The following is a 16211-nucleotide window of genomic DNA, read 5'->3' as shown; positions in this document are numbered from 1 at the left end:
ATCCTGGAGCGCTTCAAAACACCCGCAGACGCGCCGCCCGGCGATCCGCCGAAGTTCGCGGTCTACAACATCGTCGTCAGCGGCGGGCGCATGGACTTCACCGACCAGTCGGTCGGCAAGACCCATGAACTGCGGGATCTGGGCCTGTCGGTGCCTTTCCTGAGCAACCTCAAATCGCAGCGAGAGGTCAAAACCTCGCCGCACCTGGCTTTCAAGCTCAACGGCAGCAGCTTTGACACCGCTGCCGAAGGCACGCCCTTTGCCCAGACCCACAAAACCGACGCCACCTTCACGCTGCGCGGTTTTGACCTGAACCCTTACCTGGCGTACTGGCCGGCGAGCCTGCCCGTCAGGCTGCAAAGCGCGGTGCTGCATGCCGACGCCAAAGTCGCGTTTGAGCAGACACCCGCCACGGTGGTGCGGATTTCCGGAACCGTGACGGCGGAAAAGGTTCGTGTGCTGGCCGCGCAAACGGTCGGGCAGTCGCCGGCTGTGGCGGCGGCGCGGGCTGCAAAACCCGGTGCATCCGGCAAGCGCGCTGCCGACAGCGAAGCCCTGCCGCCGGCCCGCGCGGATTTGCTCGCGTTTGAGCGCCTGCAGATCACGATGGACGACGTGCGCCCGCTGGAGCAGTTCGTCAAACTGTCTGCGGTAGAGCTCACGGCCCCTACGTTGTCCCTCGCCCGGGACCGGGCAGGGCGGCTGAATCTGCTGCCGCCCGGGACGCCGGATGCTATTAAAAAAGGAGCTGGTGGCGCACAGCCAGAAAGGGCTGCAGGCCAAAACTCTTCCGATATTCAAGCCCAGGCACCTGCTGGTGCGGCTTCGGCTGGTGCCCCGGCGTCTGCACCTTCAACTAAAACCACGCCTTCATCCGCACCCTGGAAAGTGCAGATCGCCCGCGTGGCGGTGCGTGCCGGGCGTGTGAACTGGCTGGACGAAACGCTGGCTTCACCCGCCGACATTCACCTCGCCGGACTGACGCTCGATGCCTCCGGCATCGCCATGCCTTTTGCGGCTAACGCGCCCCTGCGGTTCAATGGTTCGCTGGGGCTGGAGCCGCCGCCCGCAGCTTCAGTGCCTGTACCGGCCAGACCCGGTGCGAAGCCGTCCGCCAAAGCACCGGCCCAGCCCGTGGCCCAAGCACTGGCAACGCCGGCGTTATTGACTTTCAGCGGCACAGCCACCGACCAGACCGCCCAGGCCACGGCTACCGTGGCGGCCTGGCCGCTGGGCATGGCCGCCAAATACGTCGGCCAGTTCCTGCTGCCAGCATTAAACGGGCAGCTCGACGCCCAGCTCGGCGTGAACTGGCAGGCGCCCAGCGGTGACAAGCCGCAGCAACTGCAGGTCACCGCCCCGCAACTGGCGCTCAGTGACATCCTGCTGGCGCAGGGCAAGGTGTCGCTGGTTTCCGTCAAGCGTGTTGAGCTTGCGCAGGTCGACATCGACGTGACGGGCCAGTCCTTCAAGGCCGCCAAAATGCAGCTGGACCAGCCCAAGGCCAAGGTCGACCGCGACACCGACAAGCGCTGGATGTACCAGCGCTGGATGGCGAGCCCGGGCACCGCAACGCCGGCGCCGCCCCCTACCGACGCGGCAACACGCGCGGCGGCGCCTTCATGGGCCGTCGCCATTGCCGATGTGCAGCTGGACGGCGGCGCCATGTCGTTTTCCGACCAATCGGGCAGCAAGCCGGTGGTGTTTGAAGTGACAGCCGCCAAAGCCCAGCTGGGCGGGCTGATGCTGGACGACAGGCCGGACGCCAAGGCGCAAGCTGCCAAACCCATGCCGCTGACCGCCTCACTGCGCCTGGCCACCGGCCGGTTTGAACCCGGCAAGGTCGATTTCAACGGCAATCTCGGCCTGAGTCCGGTTCAGGCGCAGGGCCGGCTGGTGGTCGACAGGCTGCCGGTGCAGGCCTTCGAGCCCTACCTTGCCGATGTGCTCAACATCGAACTGCTGCGCGCGGACGCCAGCTTCAAGGGGCGTGTGTCTTACCGGCAGACACCGGCTGGCCCGCAGGCACAGGTGGCGGGTGATGTGTCGCTGGAAGAGTTCCGCGCCAACACGCTGGCGCCCAGCGAAGACCTGCTGGCCTGGAAGGCCCTGAACCTGCGCGGCCTGAATGTGGCGCTGGACCCGGCCAAGGCGACCCGGGTGGATGTGCGGGAAACCGTGCTCACCGACTTCTTTGCGCGCGTGATCATCCTGCCCGATGGCCGCATCAATTTGCAGAACCTGGTGAAGCCGGGGAAGGACGCGGTGGCTGCCAGTGCAGCAGGCGGAACGGCCACCCTGGCCCTTTCGCCATCATCGGCGTCATCTTCACCGCAAGCTTCATCTGCTACTGAAATAATAGCTGGTGGCGCACAGCCATTGCGGTCCAGCAGCTCAAAAGGTTCAAAGTTCGTGTCGACAGCACCGGTCAGCCCGACGGCCTCCGCCGCGGCGGCTGGCGGCTCCCCGCCGCCCATCGTCAACTTCGGCCCGATTAGCCTGATCAACGGCAAGGTGCTGTTCTCAGACCGCTTCGTCAAGCCCAATTATTCGGCCGACCTCAGCGACCTGACCGGCAAGCTCAGCGCCTTTTCATCGGTGGCGCCCACGGTGCCGGGTACCACGGCCACCGTGCCCAACATGGCCGACCTCGAGCTGCGCGGGCGCGCCGAAGGCACGGCTTCGCTGGAAATCCTGGGCAAACTCAACCCGCTGGCCAAGCCGCTGGCGCTCGATATCAAGGGCAAGGTGCGCGACCTTGAGCTGCCGCCGCTGTCGCCGTACTCGGTCAAGTACTCGGGTTACGGCATCAACCGCGGCAAGCTCAGTGTGGACGTGGGTTATGTGGTGCAACCCGACGGGCGGCTTACCGCCACCAACAAGGTCATCCTGAACCAGCTCAGCTTTGGCGACAAGGTGGAAGAGCTCAGCACCGTGGGGTTTGCCGCCGGCAGCGCCGAGCTGGGCCCGGAGGCCAAAGCCGGCCTCGACAAAGTGGCCAAGGCACTGGCCGACCGGCCATCGCTGCGGCTCACCGTGGTGGGCACCAGCAGCGTCGATGCCGAACGCGACGGTTTTAAACGCGAGCGGCTCGACGCCCTGGTGCGCGCTGAAAAGCGCCGCGCCACGGCCAAAGAGGGCGGCACCGCGACGGCGGCGGTCAGCATCAGCCCGGCTGAATACCCGGCCTTGCTCAAGGAAGTCTACAAACGCGCCGACATGCCCAAGCCCCGCAACCTGGTCGGCCTGGCCAAAGACCTGCCCGTGCCCGAGATGGAAAAGCTGCTGCTGGCCGACATCAAGGTGAATGACGACGCCATGCGCGAGCTCGCCGTGCAGCGCGGCGTGGCGGTGAAAGACTACCTGGCTTCGCGCGATTTACCGCCTGAAAGGCTCTTTCTGGGGGCCGCCAAATCCGTGCCGCCGGAGGCCAAATGGACACCCCGCGCGGAGCTGAATTTGGCGATGCCGTAAAAACAGCGAAAATAGCGTCAGTGCTTTATTGATAAAGCTTTTATGGGGCCTTTGGGCCTGGGCGCGCAACACGGGTTGCGGCGCCGGCCCCCCATCCAATCCAACACCCGCTGCCGCCCGCAAAGTCCTCCATTCCCCGGGGAGCCTTGCGGCTGGTGGCACTTATTTTTTGACCTTGCGCTCCCATGTTTAAATCTTCCAAACCTGAAACCCCCGCCGTGAAAACGCCTACCACCAAGCAGGCTGAAGCCCATCCGCTGGACGGCCTGACCGGCGGCGCTTTCTCTGCGCCCACATCCGGTGAACGCACGGCGCGCATCCGCACCTGGCTGGCCACCGAGCCCACCGCCGAGCAGATGGCCGAGGTCTACAAAGACCTGGCCAACCGCGACAAGGGCGCCGCCAAGCCGCTGAAAGAAAAGCTCGACGAACTCAAGCGCAGCAAAGGCCAGGAAGCCGTGGCCGCCGAGTGGGCCGAAAAAGCCCAGGCGCTGCTGGCTGTGCCCAAGCTCAACCTGGCCGACGCCCTGGCCTGGCAGCGCGATGCTGCCAAGGCCGGCGCGCCGCTGTCCAAAGAGCCGCTGGCCGGCCTGAAGGTCCAGCTGGCCGACCGCGTCAAGACGATTGAAGACCTGCAGCACCGCACCCAGGTGCAGCGCGAAGCCGCCGTGCTGCTGGCCCAGCGTACCGAAGTGYTGTCGCTCAAGCCCTGGCGCGACGCTGAAGCGGCGCTGGAGTCCTTGCGCGGCGACGTCACGCATTGGCAGTCGCAAGCCGATGACATCACACACGACGCCAACTGGGCCAGTGTGGACACCAAATTCCCTCCGCTGCTCGACGCATCGCGCGCGCAGTTGCTGGCCGTGTGGGAAGCCTTCCAGGGCGCCCTTGCGCAGGCCCAGAAGGCTGCTGAAGACACTGCCGCACCGCTGCCGGCTGTGCCGGTGTGGGCCGACGAACTGCGCGCCGCACGCGGCCTGCCGCCTGCAGCGGGTGAGCAGCCCGCACGTGCGCCCAAGGCCAAGATCGACCCGGCCGTGCTCAAAGACATGCGCGAAAAATCTTCCGCCATCGTCCAGGAAGCGCTGGCACGGCTTGAGCACGAAGTCACCGAAGGCCATGGCAAGTCCACCCCCAAGGTGGCGGCCGACCTGCGTCATGCGCTCAAGGAACATATTCGCAACATCGACAGCAAGCTCGAAGCCGCTGCGCACGCCGCACTCACTGCGGCAGGTGAACTCGAAGGCTGGCAGCGCTGGCGCGCCGACCAGATCCGCGAAGAACTCGTCGTGAAAGCCGAGGCCCTGGTGGCCAAGCCGCTGGGCGGGCGCAAGCAACAGGAAGCCCTGCGCGCCATGCGCGAACAGTGGAAGACCAGTGACCAGGGCGGCACGCCCAACCACGCGCTGTGGAAGCGTTTTGACGACGCCTGCAACGAAGCACACAAGGTTGTTGAAGCCTGGCTGGAGAAGGTCAAAGAACAAAGCGAAACCGTCAAGGCTGAACGCAAGCTGCTGATTGATGAAGTGCAGGCGTGGGCCGAAGCCAACAAAGGCAATACCGACTGGAAGCACCACATCCGCAGCCTCAATGGCTTTGTCGAAAAATGGCGTGAAGCCGGCCATCTGGGTGAAAAGGCGTTTGCCGAAATTCAGCCGCAATGGAAAGCTGCGATGGATGCCGCAGATGCTCCGCTGACCGCTGCGCGCCATGACAGCATTGCACGCCGCAAGGCCATGATTGAAGAAGCCAATGTGCTGGGCGCCGAGCCGATGTTGCGCATCGACGCTGTCAAGTCGCTGCAACAGCGCTGGCAGCATGAAGCGCAGGCCGTGCCGATCGAGCGCAAGCAAGAGCAGAAGATGTGGGACGCTTTCCGCAAACCCATCGACGACGCTTTCCAGCGCAAGACCGCCGAACGCGAAAAAGCCGCCGCGGCGCTGGGCGAATACGACCGCATGGTGCTGGACGCCTCCAAGGCTGTGGAAGCCGCCACCGCCAGCGGCGATGTGCAGAAAATCCACGCGGCTGCCAAGGCGCTGGAAGCCATCGTGCGCGGGCAAGTGCCCGCACCGGCGTCAGCACCTGTTGCCGCCCCGGCAGCGCCATCGGTTGAGGCTGCACTGGCCGACATCAATGCCGCCCCCGTTGCAAAGGGCAATGAGGCTGCAGCCCAGGCAGAACCTGCGCAAGCAGCTACAGAAAACGTAGCAGATGCGCCCGCTGAGCCTGCGCCCGCACCAAAACCCGCGCCCAAGCCGGTGATCGCACGGCGCGGCGACGACCGACCGGGCATGAAGAAACCCGAGCCCGTAGCGGCCGGACGCGGCGGAAAGTTTGGCGACCGCAAAGACTCGCGCCCCGGCAGCAAGCCCGGCGGCCCGCGCCAGAGCACCGACAACAAGTTTGAGCCTTACCGGGAAGGCCGTGACGACCGCGGCCCGCGCAGTCATGATCGGGGAGACCGCAACGCACGCCCCGCGTTTGAAGAGCGTGGCCCACGCCTGGGCGATGCCGCCTTCCGTGCCCAGCGCGAAGCCTTTGACGCCGCCAACCAGGCGCTCAAAAAACTCGCGATGCAGGCGCACGGTGAAGTGCTGACGCACCTGCTGACAGCCTGGGAAAAGCGCGACCCGGCGCAACTGCCAAGCGCGCAGGACCTCGGCAAAGCCGTGGCGCCGGCCGTGCGCAACCGCTGGGTGCAGGCCGTCAGCACGCCCTCGGGCAAGGACGCTTCCGAAGCGCTGCTGCGACTGGAGATTGCCGCCGAGCTGCCCACGCCCGCCGAGCACATCAGCGCGCGCCGTATGCTGCAGCTGCAGTTGCTGACCAAGCGCAATGCCCCCGCACCGGCCGAGACCTGGGGTGAAGACACCGCCCAGGTGCTGGCCGCCGACTTTGACGCCGGCAACGCCAGGCGTGTGCAGAACGTGCTGAAGGCATTGCTCAAGCGATGACCGATTCGGCAGGCCCTGACGTAGCTGACGCAGTATTGCGGACGCAGCGCAGGGCCGCCCCAAGCAAGTCCAGCCCCCTCAGGGGGCAGCGCATTACACGAAGTGAAAAGCGTGGGGGCCAGGAAGACCGGCAACAGACGCTGGGCGAGGAAATCGCCAACAGTGTGAGCCACGGTGTCGCGCTGCTGGCTGCGCTGGTGTCGGCGCCTTTCCTGGTCATCGCCAGTGCGCGCGACGGCGATGCGCTCGATGTGGCGGCGGTCTGCGTTTTTGCCGCCACCATGGTGGTGCTGTATTTCACCTCGATGCTGTACCACGCCTTGCCTGCCATCCGGGCGATGCGTGCCAAGCGGGTGTTCCAGGTCCTGGACCACGGCGCCATCTACCTGCTGATTGCCGGCACCTACACGCCGTTCACGCTGGGCGTGTTGCGCGGGCCCTGGGGCTGGACGCTGTTCGGGCTGGTGTGGGCCATGGCGCTGGCCGGTGTGGCCGTCAAAGCCTTTGCGGGCGTGCGCTGGCCACGGCTGTCCACCATCCTCTATCTCGCCATGGGATGGATCGCCGTGATCGCCATCAAGCCGATGCTGCAGCTCATTCCGGGCTGGGGGCTTTTCTGGCTGGTGGCCGGTGGGCTTTTTTACACGCTTGGCGTCGGTTTCTTCGCCACCGATTCACGGTTGCGCTACGGCCACTTCGTGTGGCACCTGTTTGTCGCGGCCGGTACCGCCTGCCATGTTGTGGCGGTGCTGTATTACGCCGGCTGAAACTTCCGGTCTGCAACTGCTATTGAATACATAGCTGCTTGCGCCCGCCAGTATTGGGCTGCAAGCCAATTGTCTTTGTAAGTCCGCGGCGCAATGCCGTTCCGGCGCTCAGGAGGCTGCTTCAATCAGGTGGGCGATCCCGTCAAAGCCCAGCCGCCGCGCATGCTGCAGGGCGTTGAGTCCTTCCTGATCCACCAGCGCCGGGTTGGCCCCGGCTGCCAGCAGGCGCTGAACTACGGCGGTGTGGCCTTGCATGACGGCCAGGATGAGCGGCGTGCGGCCTGCCGTATCGGCTGCGTTGACGGGTGCGCCTTGCTGGAGCAGGCGCTCCAGTAGCTCCAGGCGTCCTGCACGGGCAGCGTCCTGCAGAGCCCCGGCCAGGCGGTTGGGCCCGGCACCCGCTTCCGCACGCGGTGCGCGGTATTGCAGGGCGCCTTCCTGCTTTTGTAGGGGCGCTACGGCGCGTGCTGCAGGCGCGGCCGCGCCAACCGCAGCAGGGGGGGGCGCGCCTGCAGCACGCGCAGCTGGCGCTGCGGCGGGCGTCTCCGCCTGCGATGGTGATGCCGACAGCGATCCGACCCCCATGCCCTCCATGTGCGGCGCCTGCCCGGGCCAGGGCTGCGCATTTTCCTGGATGGGGGCGACAGGTGCAGGAGCGGGCATGGCAGCGGGCGCTGGTGTGGCAAACGGCGCAGTTGAGGGCGCTGTGGTGTCCATTGGTGCCCTGGTTTCTTTTTTCCGCGTGGCTGGCTCATCCGCTGAAGGAGAGGCCACTGCCTTGTCCTGTGCCGGATGGGCCGGTGACTTCAAGGCCGGCTTGGCTGTTTCGGCAGACCGCTTCCGGGCGTCAGGTTCCGGTGTAGGCGTTTGCGGCGCTACAGGATCGGGAGTCGCGGCCATCGGTGGCGAAGCCGGTGGTGCTGTTCCTGTTGCTGCCGAAGGTGCCGCTGCCGGCGACGACTGCGCCGTAGGACTGGGCTGGCCAAACGCCAGTTCTTTTTCCTCGTCGGTGCCCCGGTCAAATTGCAGCACCAGCAGCCCCGTCAAGCCGGCGAGCGCAAGGCCTGCCAGCGCGGAGATTTTCCAGCGCGACTGGTTGGCTGCCGGGCGCTGCGCTGCATCGGTGTTGGCGACAGCTTGCGGCGCACCGGCCTGCTTGCCGGCTTCGATCACCATCTGCGCGTGGGCGCGCACGGCGTCACGCACATGCGCGCCGGGGCGGCGTGTGTCGTCTGCGCTGGCCTCCCGGTAGCGCTGCAGCAGCTCGTCGCCGTGCGGGCTGTGTTCAGGCTCTGTCATGCAAACTCCTGTAGCTGCTGGCGTAGGCTGTTCCGGGCATAGCGCAGGCGGCTCTTGGCGGTTTCAAAGCTGACGCCGGTTGCGGTGGCGATGTCTTCCACGCTCATGCCGGCTTCGGCTTGCAGCAGGAAGGCTTCGCGCTGTTCCAGCGGTAGCCGTTCCACCGCGGCGATCAGCGCCTCGGCCTGCTCGCTGGACTCCAATCGGCGCACCGGGCCGAAGCCCGAGTCGGCCGCCAGCGTATCGCCAAGGCCCAGGCCTTCTTCATCGTCGCCGCGTCCATCGATGCTGACATGCTGCTTTACCGTGCGGAAGTAATCGACCATCCGGTTGTGCGCCATGGTGAACAGCCACGTTTTGAACTTCGCTGTCACCGTATAGGTGGCGGCGCTGCGTGCCACGGCGAACCAGACATCCTGCAGCAGGTCGTCGGCCACCGCCTGTACCCGCACACTGCGAAACACATAGCGCCACACGCCCAGTTCATGCCGCGCATACAGCGCATCAAAAGCCGCCATGTCGCCGGCCGCATAACGCAGCATCAGCGATTCGTCGCTGTCTTCGTCGTCGGCTGTCGTCGTGGCGCTGGGCATGCGCCAGATTATCACTGCGCGGCGAGCGATCTTCCCCAAGGCAACAGACCGCCGCGTGGGGGTTCTTCATGCAAGCCTGAGCCGCAGGGCCGGCTTTGCCGGACTGCAGGCGGGYGGCCCCCTCGGGGGGCAGGAAGCTACACGAAGTGAGCGACCGTGGGGGCTCAATACCTTGGAGGGTCAGGTACATAAGACGGGTTTCCTGACTGCGGGAACGGATCAGGGATGGGGTTGCGCGCCACGGGTTCGCGGATCACGCCGCTGGCGATCAGGTTCTCGCGGCTGTCGTAGCGGATGCGGATGACCTCGTTGGGCTGTGTTTGCAGGCGCGCGAAGGTGGTCTGTGACACCAGTGAGTTTTCCCGTGCGCCGTGGCCTGTGCCGAGCCTGGCGGCAGGCAGGGGTGTAGACGGCAGCCTTCTAACCCGGTCTTCGGACAAGGCAGAAGCTTCCGCGCTGYCGCTGCCGCTGGCGCGGTCGGCCAGCGCGGATTTTCCGGCGGTGGATGATTCCGCCAAAGGTGCCGGTGAGGCTGATGAAGGTGAAGGGGCGTTTCGAAATCCCAGCGATGCATCGGCTTCGCGTTCCTTACGGCTGGAATAGGCGGGCGTCTGGGCGACCGGCTCGGGAGCCTGCTCCCTGAAGAGCGCCACACCGATCACGCCGACGTTGCCTGGCCTGCCGGTGCGGCCGGCGTACGAATCCCCGAGTGCGGAAAATTCAAATGCTGCGATCTCACTGCTGCTTTTGCGCCAGCCGGTGACCTGGTACTGCTGCCAGGGCGAAAACACATAACCGGTCTGGTCCCAGGCGGCGGTTTCGCCGCTCAGCACATTCACGCCGTCGACGGCGGTTACGGCCAGCACCCGTTCACCGAGCTTGTTGCGCACGGCGATGGCGTATTTGGCGCCGTACTGGCCGGCCACCCAGTATTCGCCGCGGTGGTGGTACAGCGGCAGCGTGGCGCCGGTGTTGCGGTCAATCACGGTCACATCGGCCAGCCGGCCGACGGCCTGCGCGGGAAGGGCGGTCATGGTGAGGATGGCCAGCAGGATCGAAGAGGCAAGAAGAGGGGTTTTCACGTGAGCTCCAGAAAGTGGTGGAGCCCATTGAAACGAAGGGGCGAGGGAAACGGGGTTAAGCCGGCCTGAAAAGAACCAAATCGGGCCGGCCGGTTGCTATGTATTTGATAGCTGCTTGCGCTTGGCCAGATTGGGCTGAGGGGTGATTTCCCTTGTGGAAATTGTCAACCCGGCGCGCCAGGCGGCCGGAAAGCCGGCCGCGGCTTACTTCGGCATGAAAAACTTGTCGAACAGCACGGTCAGGGGCGCGAAGTCCTGCGTGAAGCGTGTGCGGTTCACAAAATAGGCTTCGCACGCCACGGCAAAAAATTCGGCCGGTGACCTGGCGCCATAACTGTCCAGCCATGGCGGCTCGGCGCCGAAGCGTGTGGCCATGGCGACTTTTTCGCAGAACCCGTCGTAAGCCGGCTGCATGACCGCATGCCACGAGGTGAGGGCACTGCGCGTGGGCAAGGGTGGGCAGCCGTCGGCGGCGCCGTCGCGCATGTCGATCTTGTGGATGAATTCGTGAATTACCACGTTGTGGCCGTGCTCGGCCGACTCGCCCGCGCCGGCCACGTCCTGCCAGCTCAGGGTGACGGGGCCGCCCTGCATGGCTTCGCCCAGCAGTTCTTCGCTGTAGTGGTGCACCACGCCGGCCTGGTCGGTGACCTGGCGGCGCGCCAGCATGGCGCCGGGGTGAACCACGATGCCCTTGAAATCGTCATACCAGCGCAGGCCCAGGTGCAACACCGGCAGGCAGGCCTGTGCGGCAATCGCGACCGCCATTTCATCGGTGACTTTCAGGCCGTGTGCGCCGGTGAATTCCTTTTGCTTCAGGAATTTGTCGGTCAGTGCGTTCAGCTCCTGCAGCTCGGTGACCGGCCGCCGGGCCAGAAAAGGGAACTGCAGCAGGGTGTCCATCCACAGGGTTTCCGGGATGGTTTTGGCAGGGGCTTTGGAGCCGCCAAGTGTTCGTAACCAGTTCAGCATGGGATGAAGGTTGTGGTTAAGCGAAATGAAACAAGGGTCAGCACAGCGCAATCCTTTGCAGCCCATCTGCGGTCAGGCGCAGCACTTCTGCGCGCGGCGCCGGGGCGCCCAGGTCCCAGTCGCTGAGCACCACGCGCGACAGGCCGCCGCCCAGGTCATGCACGGCAGGCTTGTGCGTGTGGCCATGAATCAGCGTGCGGGAATTGGCCGCCTGCAGCCACTGGCGCGCGGCCTGGGTGTCGACGTCGGCATATTGTGCGCCGGACTTCTTGCGTGCTTCGCTTTGCTCGCGCAGCCCGCGCGCAATCGCCTGGCGTTCGGCCAGCGGCCTGGCCAGGAAGGCGCGCTGCCATTCGGGGCTGCGGACCTGGCTGCGAAAGTTCATGTAGTCGACATCGTCCAGGCACAAGGCGTCACCATGCGACAGCAGCCAGCGCCGCCCGGTGCCGGCGGGAAAAACCAGCACGGTCGGGTCTGCCAGCAAGGTAGCGTTGCACAGGTCCATCAGGGCCTGGCCCACCAGGAAGTCACGGTTGCCGTGCATGAAAAACAGGGCCAGCCGGCCTGCAGCATTGCCCATGGCCTGCACGCAGCGCGCGTCAAAGCCGGCGGCAGGATCGAGCAGGTCGCCGTCCACAGCGTCGTCACCGACCCAGACTTCAAACAGGTCACCCAGGATGAAGACCGCGTCGGCCGGCGTGGTTTCAAGGTAGTGCTGCCAGGCCGCAAAAGTAGCCGGCTCCGAGGCCTGCAAATGCAGGTCGGAAATGAAGTCGACCGTGCGCCACACGGGCGGGGCCGGCAGCTCCGCCATGGGGGGCACGGCCTGGGGGGTGTTCACCGGCTGGATTTCGGCAAGCGCGGCCCGAAAGGGCACTCAGGCCACTGCAACGGCTTTTTGGATGATCACGTCTTCCATCGGAACGTCGTCATGGAAGCCCTTGCGGCCGGTCTTGACGGCCTTGATCTTGTCGACGACATCGGCGCCGGCCACTACCTTGCCGAACACGGCATAACCCCAGCCCGATGCGTTCGGTGCGGTGTGGTTCAGGAAACCGTTGTCGGCCACGTTGATGAAGAATTGCGAGCTGGCCGAGTGCGGTGCATTGGTACGCGCCATGGCCACGGTGTAGTTGTCGTTCTTCAGGCCGTTGTTGGCTTCGTTCTCGATTTCGCCGTCGGTAGGCTTTTGTTTCATGCCCGGTTCAAAGCCACCGCCCTGCACCATGAAGCCCGGGATCACGCGGTGAAACACTGTGTTGGCGTAATGGCCCTTGTTGACGTAGTTCAGGAAGTTGGCAACGGTCTTGGGTGCCTTGGCGGCGTCGAGCTCCAGCGTGATGACGCCGTATTCGGCGATGTGGAGGTCTACTTTGGGATTGCTCATGATGGTGTCCTGTAGGGCTGTGTCAATTAATTGACGAGGGTTGCTGATTTGATGAGGACGGGCGTCTTGGGAACATCCGTCGGGAAGGGGCCGCCGGCGCCGGTGGGCACGGCCTTGATCTTGTTCACGACGTCCATGCCGCTGACGACCTTGCCGAATACGGTGTAGCCAAAGAGCTGGGGTGCGTTGACGAGCTGGGCGCGCGGGGTGTTTTCATAGACGCGGCCCTGGTATTCAAACTTCGGAACCGGGTCTCCGGGGGGAATCACCGTGGGGTTCAGGAAGTCGTTGTCCTTTACGTTGATGAAGAACTGCGACGACGCGGAATTGGGATCGTTGGTGCGCGCCATGGCGAGCGTGCCGACCACGTTTTTGGGCCCACCCTTGGCGAGCGCCTCGCGGCCTTCATGCGGCACCGGCGGGCGGGTTTTCTTCTCGGCGTAGGTGGCGTCGTAGCCGCCGCCCTGCACCATGAAGTTGCTGATCACGCGGTGGAAAATCGTGCCGTCATAGTGTTTGTCCTTGACGTACTGCAGGAAATTTTCAACGGTCTTGGGCGCCTTGTCGGGATAGACCTCGACCACGAAGTCGCCTTCACTGGTGACGAATTTGACCTTCGGCGCGCTTTGCGCGAGCGCCGGGCCGGCCAGGAGGGCCACGCCCGCCGCCGTCACTGCTGCGAGTGTGGCGCGGCGCAAGGGAGAAAACGCCGCAAGCGCCGCAAACGTCATGTGAACTGCCATCAAATGGTTCCTTCGAAAAATATCTTCCACTGGGTTCCCTGGCGGATCCAGTACTGGCGCTTGGTGCGGCCGGTTTTGGCGCCCTTGATCAGTTCGCCAAAGGTTACCACCATCGTGTCGGTGCTGTCGGTCCAGCGCAGGTAAGACACGTCCTTGAGCAGGATGTCGCGCCCACCGAGTTGCTTGAGCTCACTTTGCAGCAGCGGCGTCCATTCGGCCAGCGTCTTGCCGTAACTTGTGAAATCGGGTGTGTACCAGGTTGTAAGTTTGGCCATGTCGCCGCTGGACTTGGCGTGGTGCCAGCTTTGCAGCGCGGTTTCGAACGACCGGGTGTCGGCCGCCAGGGATTGCGGCGCCACCCATTTGAGGCTGTGGGCAATCACGACGGGCGTGCTGCGCACCTCGACGGTGCGGATGATGCGCTCCAGGTCGGGGTTGGCCAGCACGACGCATCCGTCGGTGGACAGCGGTGCCCGGGAAAACTGCGCCGGTGGTGTCCCGTGCAGCCAGATGCCGCCGCCGGTCTTGCCGCGCTTGACGTCGAGCTGGTTGGGGTAGTTGATGGGCAGTGCGCCCGAGCCGTAAAAGTCGCGCAGCGATTTGGGGTTCAGGTTGCTGGTGATGTAGTAGACGCCGACCGGCGTGCGCAGGTCGCCTTCGACGGATTTTTCAATGCCGGATTTTCCAACCGAGATGTAATAGTCCGCCACGAGTTTGAGGCCCGCGCTGGTGTTTTCAAACAGGTAAAGGCGTGACCTGGACGCATCGACGGCAATGGCGTGTTTGTTACGCGATGACAGCACCAGGAATTGCGACGGTACCAGGCCTGGGGCGGGCCGCTCGCGCAGCGCGCGCAGGCGCAGCAGCGACTCCTGCCGCAACTCGGCCAGCAGGGCTGCAGCAGTCTTGGCAGCGGCATCCGGAACGTCGCCGGGCGTGCGGACAGGGCGTGTAAAGCCGGCCAGCAAGTCGCCGTAAACCAGTTGGGCCAGCTGGAAGTTGGGGTGGTCCTTCACGAGGCCTTCGGCCTTGCGCAGGGCTTCGCGCGAATTCGCCTGGCCGATCAGTTTGTAGATTTCAATCAGCCGGGCTTCCGCTTCGCCGCCGCGCGCCTCATGCGGGGCGGGGGCTTTTGCCGGGGCGGGCCGCTTGGTTGTGTGCGCGCGGGTTTCGGCCCGCGCAGGCGAAAAGGCCAGCGCCAGGCACGGTGCGATGAAGAGAAGCGTTGCGGCCGCTTTTTTCATGCGGGCTTCCACGAAAGTTTGCCGGCCAACACAGACGGACAGGAACAGGCTGAACAATGCACTTGGGTCAGGCCGGCCGCCAGCGATCAGCCGCCTGTGGATTCCTTGACGATGACCCAGCGATCACCGGCCTTGGCCATCTCCAGCGTCTTGCGGCTGGAAATATTGATGGAGTCGGCGCTGTAGTCCTGCTTGAACCTGGCCGTGGCCTTGGCGCCCTGTACGGCGATGGCCAGGTCGGAGAGCTTGACGCTGATGCGCGACTTGCCGACGATGCGCGCGCGGCGGTCTTCTTCCCAGGCCTTGCGTGCCTGCTTGCCGGGCGGCGCAAAGTTCTGGCCGTAGCTGCTGAGGTAGCCGTTCATGTCCTTGTCGGACCAGGCCTGGGCCCAGCTGCGCACGGCTGCTTCGACTTCTTTTTCGGTGCCTGCGACGGCAGCCGGTGCTACGGGTGTTGCCGGCGGCGCGGCAGGAGCAGGCGCTGCGGCCACCGGGGCTGCCGGCGCTGGCTTGGCAGCCGCTGCGGGAGCCGCAGGGGCCGTTGTGGCCGGGCCAGACGTCGGTGCGCCGGCAGCCGGCTTCGTCGGGCTTTTTGATTCGGCGGAGAACAGGGTGCGGATCAATGCCAGCTTGGGCGGAACGGCAGCGTTGCCGCCGTCGAGTTGCAGGGCCTTGCTATAGGCCTGGCTGGCGAGCCTGGCGTAGACGTCGCCCAGGTTTTCATGTGCGGTGGCGTAGCTGGGGTTGGTCCGGATCGCCATTTCAAGCGCCGCCCGGGCCTTGTCGAACTGGCTCTGGCCGGCATACAGCACGGCCATGTTGTTGTAGGGCTCAGGCAGCTCGGGGTAGTCTTCGGTGATTTTGGTGAAAGTTGCGATGGCCTCGTTTGTCTTGCCGGTCTCGGTCTGGATCACGCCCTTGAAGAAACGCATTTGCGGGTCGCGCGGCTTGCCGGCGAGGTACTGGTCAACCTTGGCCTGCGCCTCGGCATACTGGCCGGCACGMATCAGGCGGCTGACGTCGGCGTAGTCGTCGGCATGGGCCACGGACACCGACAGGGTGACCGCCACGGCCWGCATGCGCAGGGAGGCGGACAGCGGATTGCGTGTAAGGAAGTTTGGCGTGGGCATGGCACTCTCGCGATTTGTTTTAAAGCCCCCGGTGCTGTTTTGGCAGCCGTTGGGCGGAAAGTCAACATAAACAGCCAGGCTTTTCAGGGCGCCCCGGGAGCCGCTGAACGTTGTCGGACGGGCTGGATATACTGGGCGATTGTAACTGAGGGGGGTATAGTTCATGGCCCCCAGAATTCCGTACTTTCCGTTTTTATCGCACGTTTTCGCGTGTACGCCGAATGGCCCTTGCCCGCCTGCGGCGTCCGTGAGATAAAGCTTCTTTCCTTTGCCTGACCACCGGCTGCTTCCGGCCGATGCCAGGCCCCCGCAGCATAATTTTCATGAGCCTTCGCATTTACAACACGCTGTCGCGTGCCGTGGAAGAATTTTCCCCGCTTGATCCCGGCCATGTGCGCATGTATGTGTGCGGAATGACGATTTACGACCTCTGCCACATCGGCCATGCGCGCATGATGATGGCGTTCGACGTGGTGCAACGCTGGCTCAAGGCAAGCGGCCTGAAGGTTACGTATGTGCGCAACATCACCGACATCGACGACAAGATCATCAGGCGGGCGGTT

Annotated in this window: 12 protein-coding genes and 1 pseudogene; 4 read left to right on the top strand and 9 right to left on the bottom strand. The window is 64.8% G+C overall.

Annotation, left to right across the window (positions count from 1 at the left end):
* The 3 genes from AC1D1X_RS04825 to trhA form a co-directional block, all read left to right on the top strand.
* Positions 1–3474, top strand: a 3474-nt coding sequence (locus tag AC1D1X_RS04825) for a DUF748 domain-containing protein (protein ID WP_477697906.1), incomplete at its 5' end; no start/stop codon positions are given.
* 185 nt (positions 3475–3659) lie between these two features.
* Positions 3660–6431 (top strand): DUF349 domain-containing protein, encoded by a 2772-nt coding sequence (locus AC1D1X_RS04820; RefSeq protein ID WP_477668979.1) that lies wholly within the window; start codon positions 3660–3662, stop codon positions 6429–6431.
* The gene (trhA, locus tag AC1D1X_RS04815; protein WP_477668980.1) at positions 6428–7198 is read left to right on the top strand and encodes a PAQR family membrane homeostasis protein TrhA; all 771 of its coding nucleotides are present in this window, start codon (positions 6428–6430) and stop codon (positions 7196–7198) included. The genes AC1D1X_RS04820 and trhA overlap by 4 nt, the downstream gene beginning before the upstream one ends.
* Before the next feature lie 108 nt (positions 7199–7306).
* On the opposite strand, the gene AC1D1X_RS04810 is transcribed toward trhA, so the two are convergent.
* The 9 genes from AC1D1X_RS04810 to AC1D1X_RS04770 form a co-directional block, all read right to left on the bottom strand.
* On the bottom strand, positions 7307–8497 hold the full coding sequence (locus tag AC1D1X_RS04810; RefSeq protein WP_477668981.1) for an ankyrin repeat domain-containing protein: 1191 nt from the start codon (positions 8495–8497) through the stop codon (positions 7307–7309).
* The gene (locus tag AC1D1X_RS04805; RefSeq protein ID WP_477668982.1) at positions 8494–9090 is read right to left on the bottom strand and encodes a sigma-70 family RNA polymerase sigma factor; all 597 of its coding nucleotides are present in this window, start codon (positions 9088–9090) and stop codon (positions 8494–8496) included. Before AC1D1X_RS04805 ends, AC1D1X_RS04810 begins: the two co-directional genes overlap by 4 nt.
* A gap of 164 nt (positions 9091–9254) precedes the next feature.
* Entirely contained in the window at positions 9255–10124 is an 870-nt protein-coding gene (locus AC1D1X_RS04800; protein WP_477697907.1) for a hypothetical protein, read from the bottom strand.
* Positions 10125–10376: 252 nt separating this feature from the next.
* Positions 10377–11144, bottom strand: a complete 768-nt coding sequence (locus AC1D1X_RS04795) for a M90 family metallopeptidase (RefSeq protein WP_477668983.1) — start codon at positions 11142–11144, stop codon at positions 10377–10379.
* 37 nt (positions 11145–11181) lie between these two features.
* Positions 11182–11958 carry a UDP-2,3-diacylglucosamine diphosphatase gene (locus AC1D1X_RS04790; protein ID WP_477669604.1) on the bottom strand — a complete coding sequence of 259 codons (777 nt, stop codon included), beginning with the start codon at positions 11956–11958 and terminating at the stop codon, positions 11182–11184.
* 63 nt (positions 11959–12021) lie between these two features.
* Positions 12022–12531 carry a peptidylprolyl isomerase gene (locus AC1D1X_RS04785; protein WP_477668984.1) on the bottom strand — a complete coding sequence of 170 codons (510 nt, stop codon included), beginning with the start codon at positions 12529–12531 and terminating at the stop codon, positions 12022–12024.
* 26 nt (positions 12532–12557) lie between these two features.
* On the bottom strand, positions 12558–13274 hold the full coding sequence (locus AC1D1X_RS04780; protein WP_477668985.1) for a peptidylprolyl isomerase: 717 nt from the start codon (positions 13272–13274) through the stop codon (positions 12558–12560).
* On the bottom strand, positions 13274–14518 hold the full coding sequence (locus tag AC1D1X_RS04775) for a L,D-transpeptidase family protein (RefSeq protein WP_477668986.1): 1245 nt from the start codon (positions 14516–14518) through the stop codon (positions 13274–13276). The genes AC1D1X_RS04780 and AC1D1X_RS04775 overlap by 1 nt, the downstream gene beginning before the upstream one ends.
* Before the next feature lie 86 nt (positions 14519–14604).
* Complete coding sequence (locus AC1D1X_RS04770; RefSeq protein WP_477697905.1) at positions 14605–15648, bottom strand: nuclear transport factor 2 family protein; 1044 nt, start codon at positions 15646–15648, stop codon at positions 14605–14607.
* Positions 15649–15971: 323 nt separating this feature from the next.
* Here AC1D1X_RS04770 and AC1D1X_RS04765 point away from each other — a divergent pair.
* Positions 15972–16211: pseudogene (locus AC1D1X_RS04765) on the top strand (cysteine--tRNA ligase); the annotation flags it as partial.

It is taken from the genome of Polaromonas sp. P1_G4 (assembly GCF_056405475.1).
The sequence above is the reverse complement of the archived record's forward strand: the minus strand, read 5'-3'. Positions and strand labels throughout refer to the sequence as shown.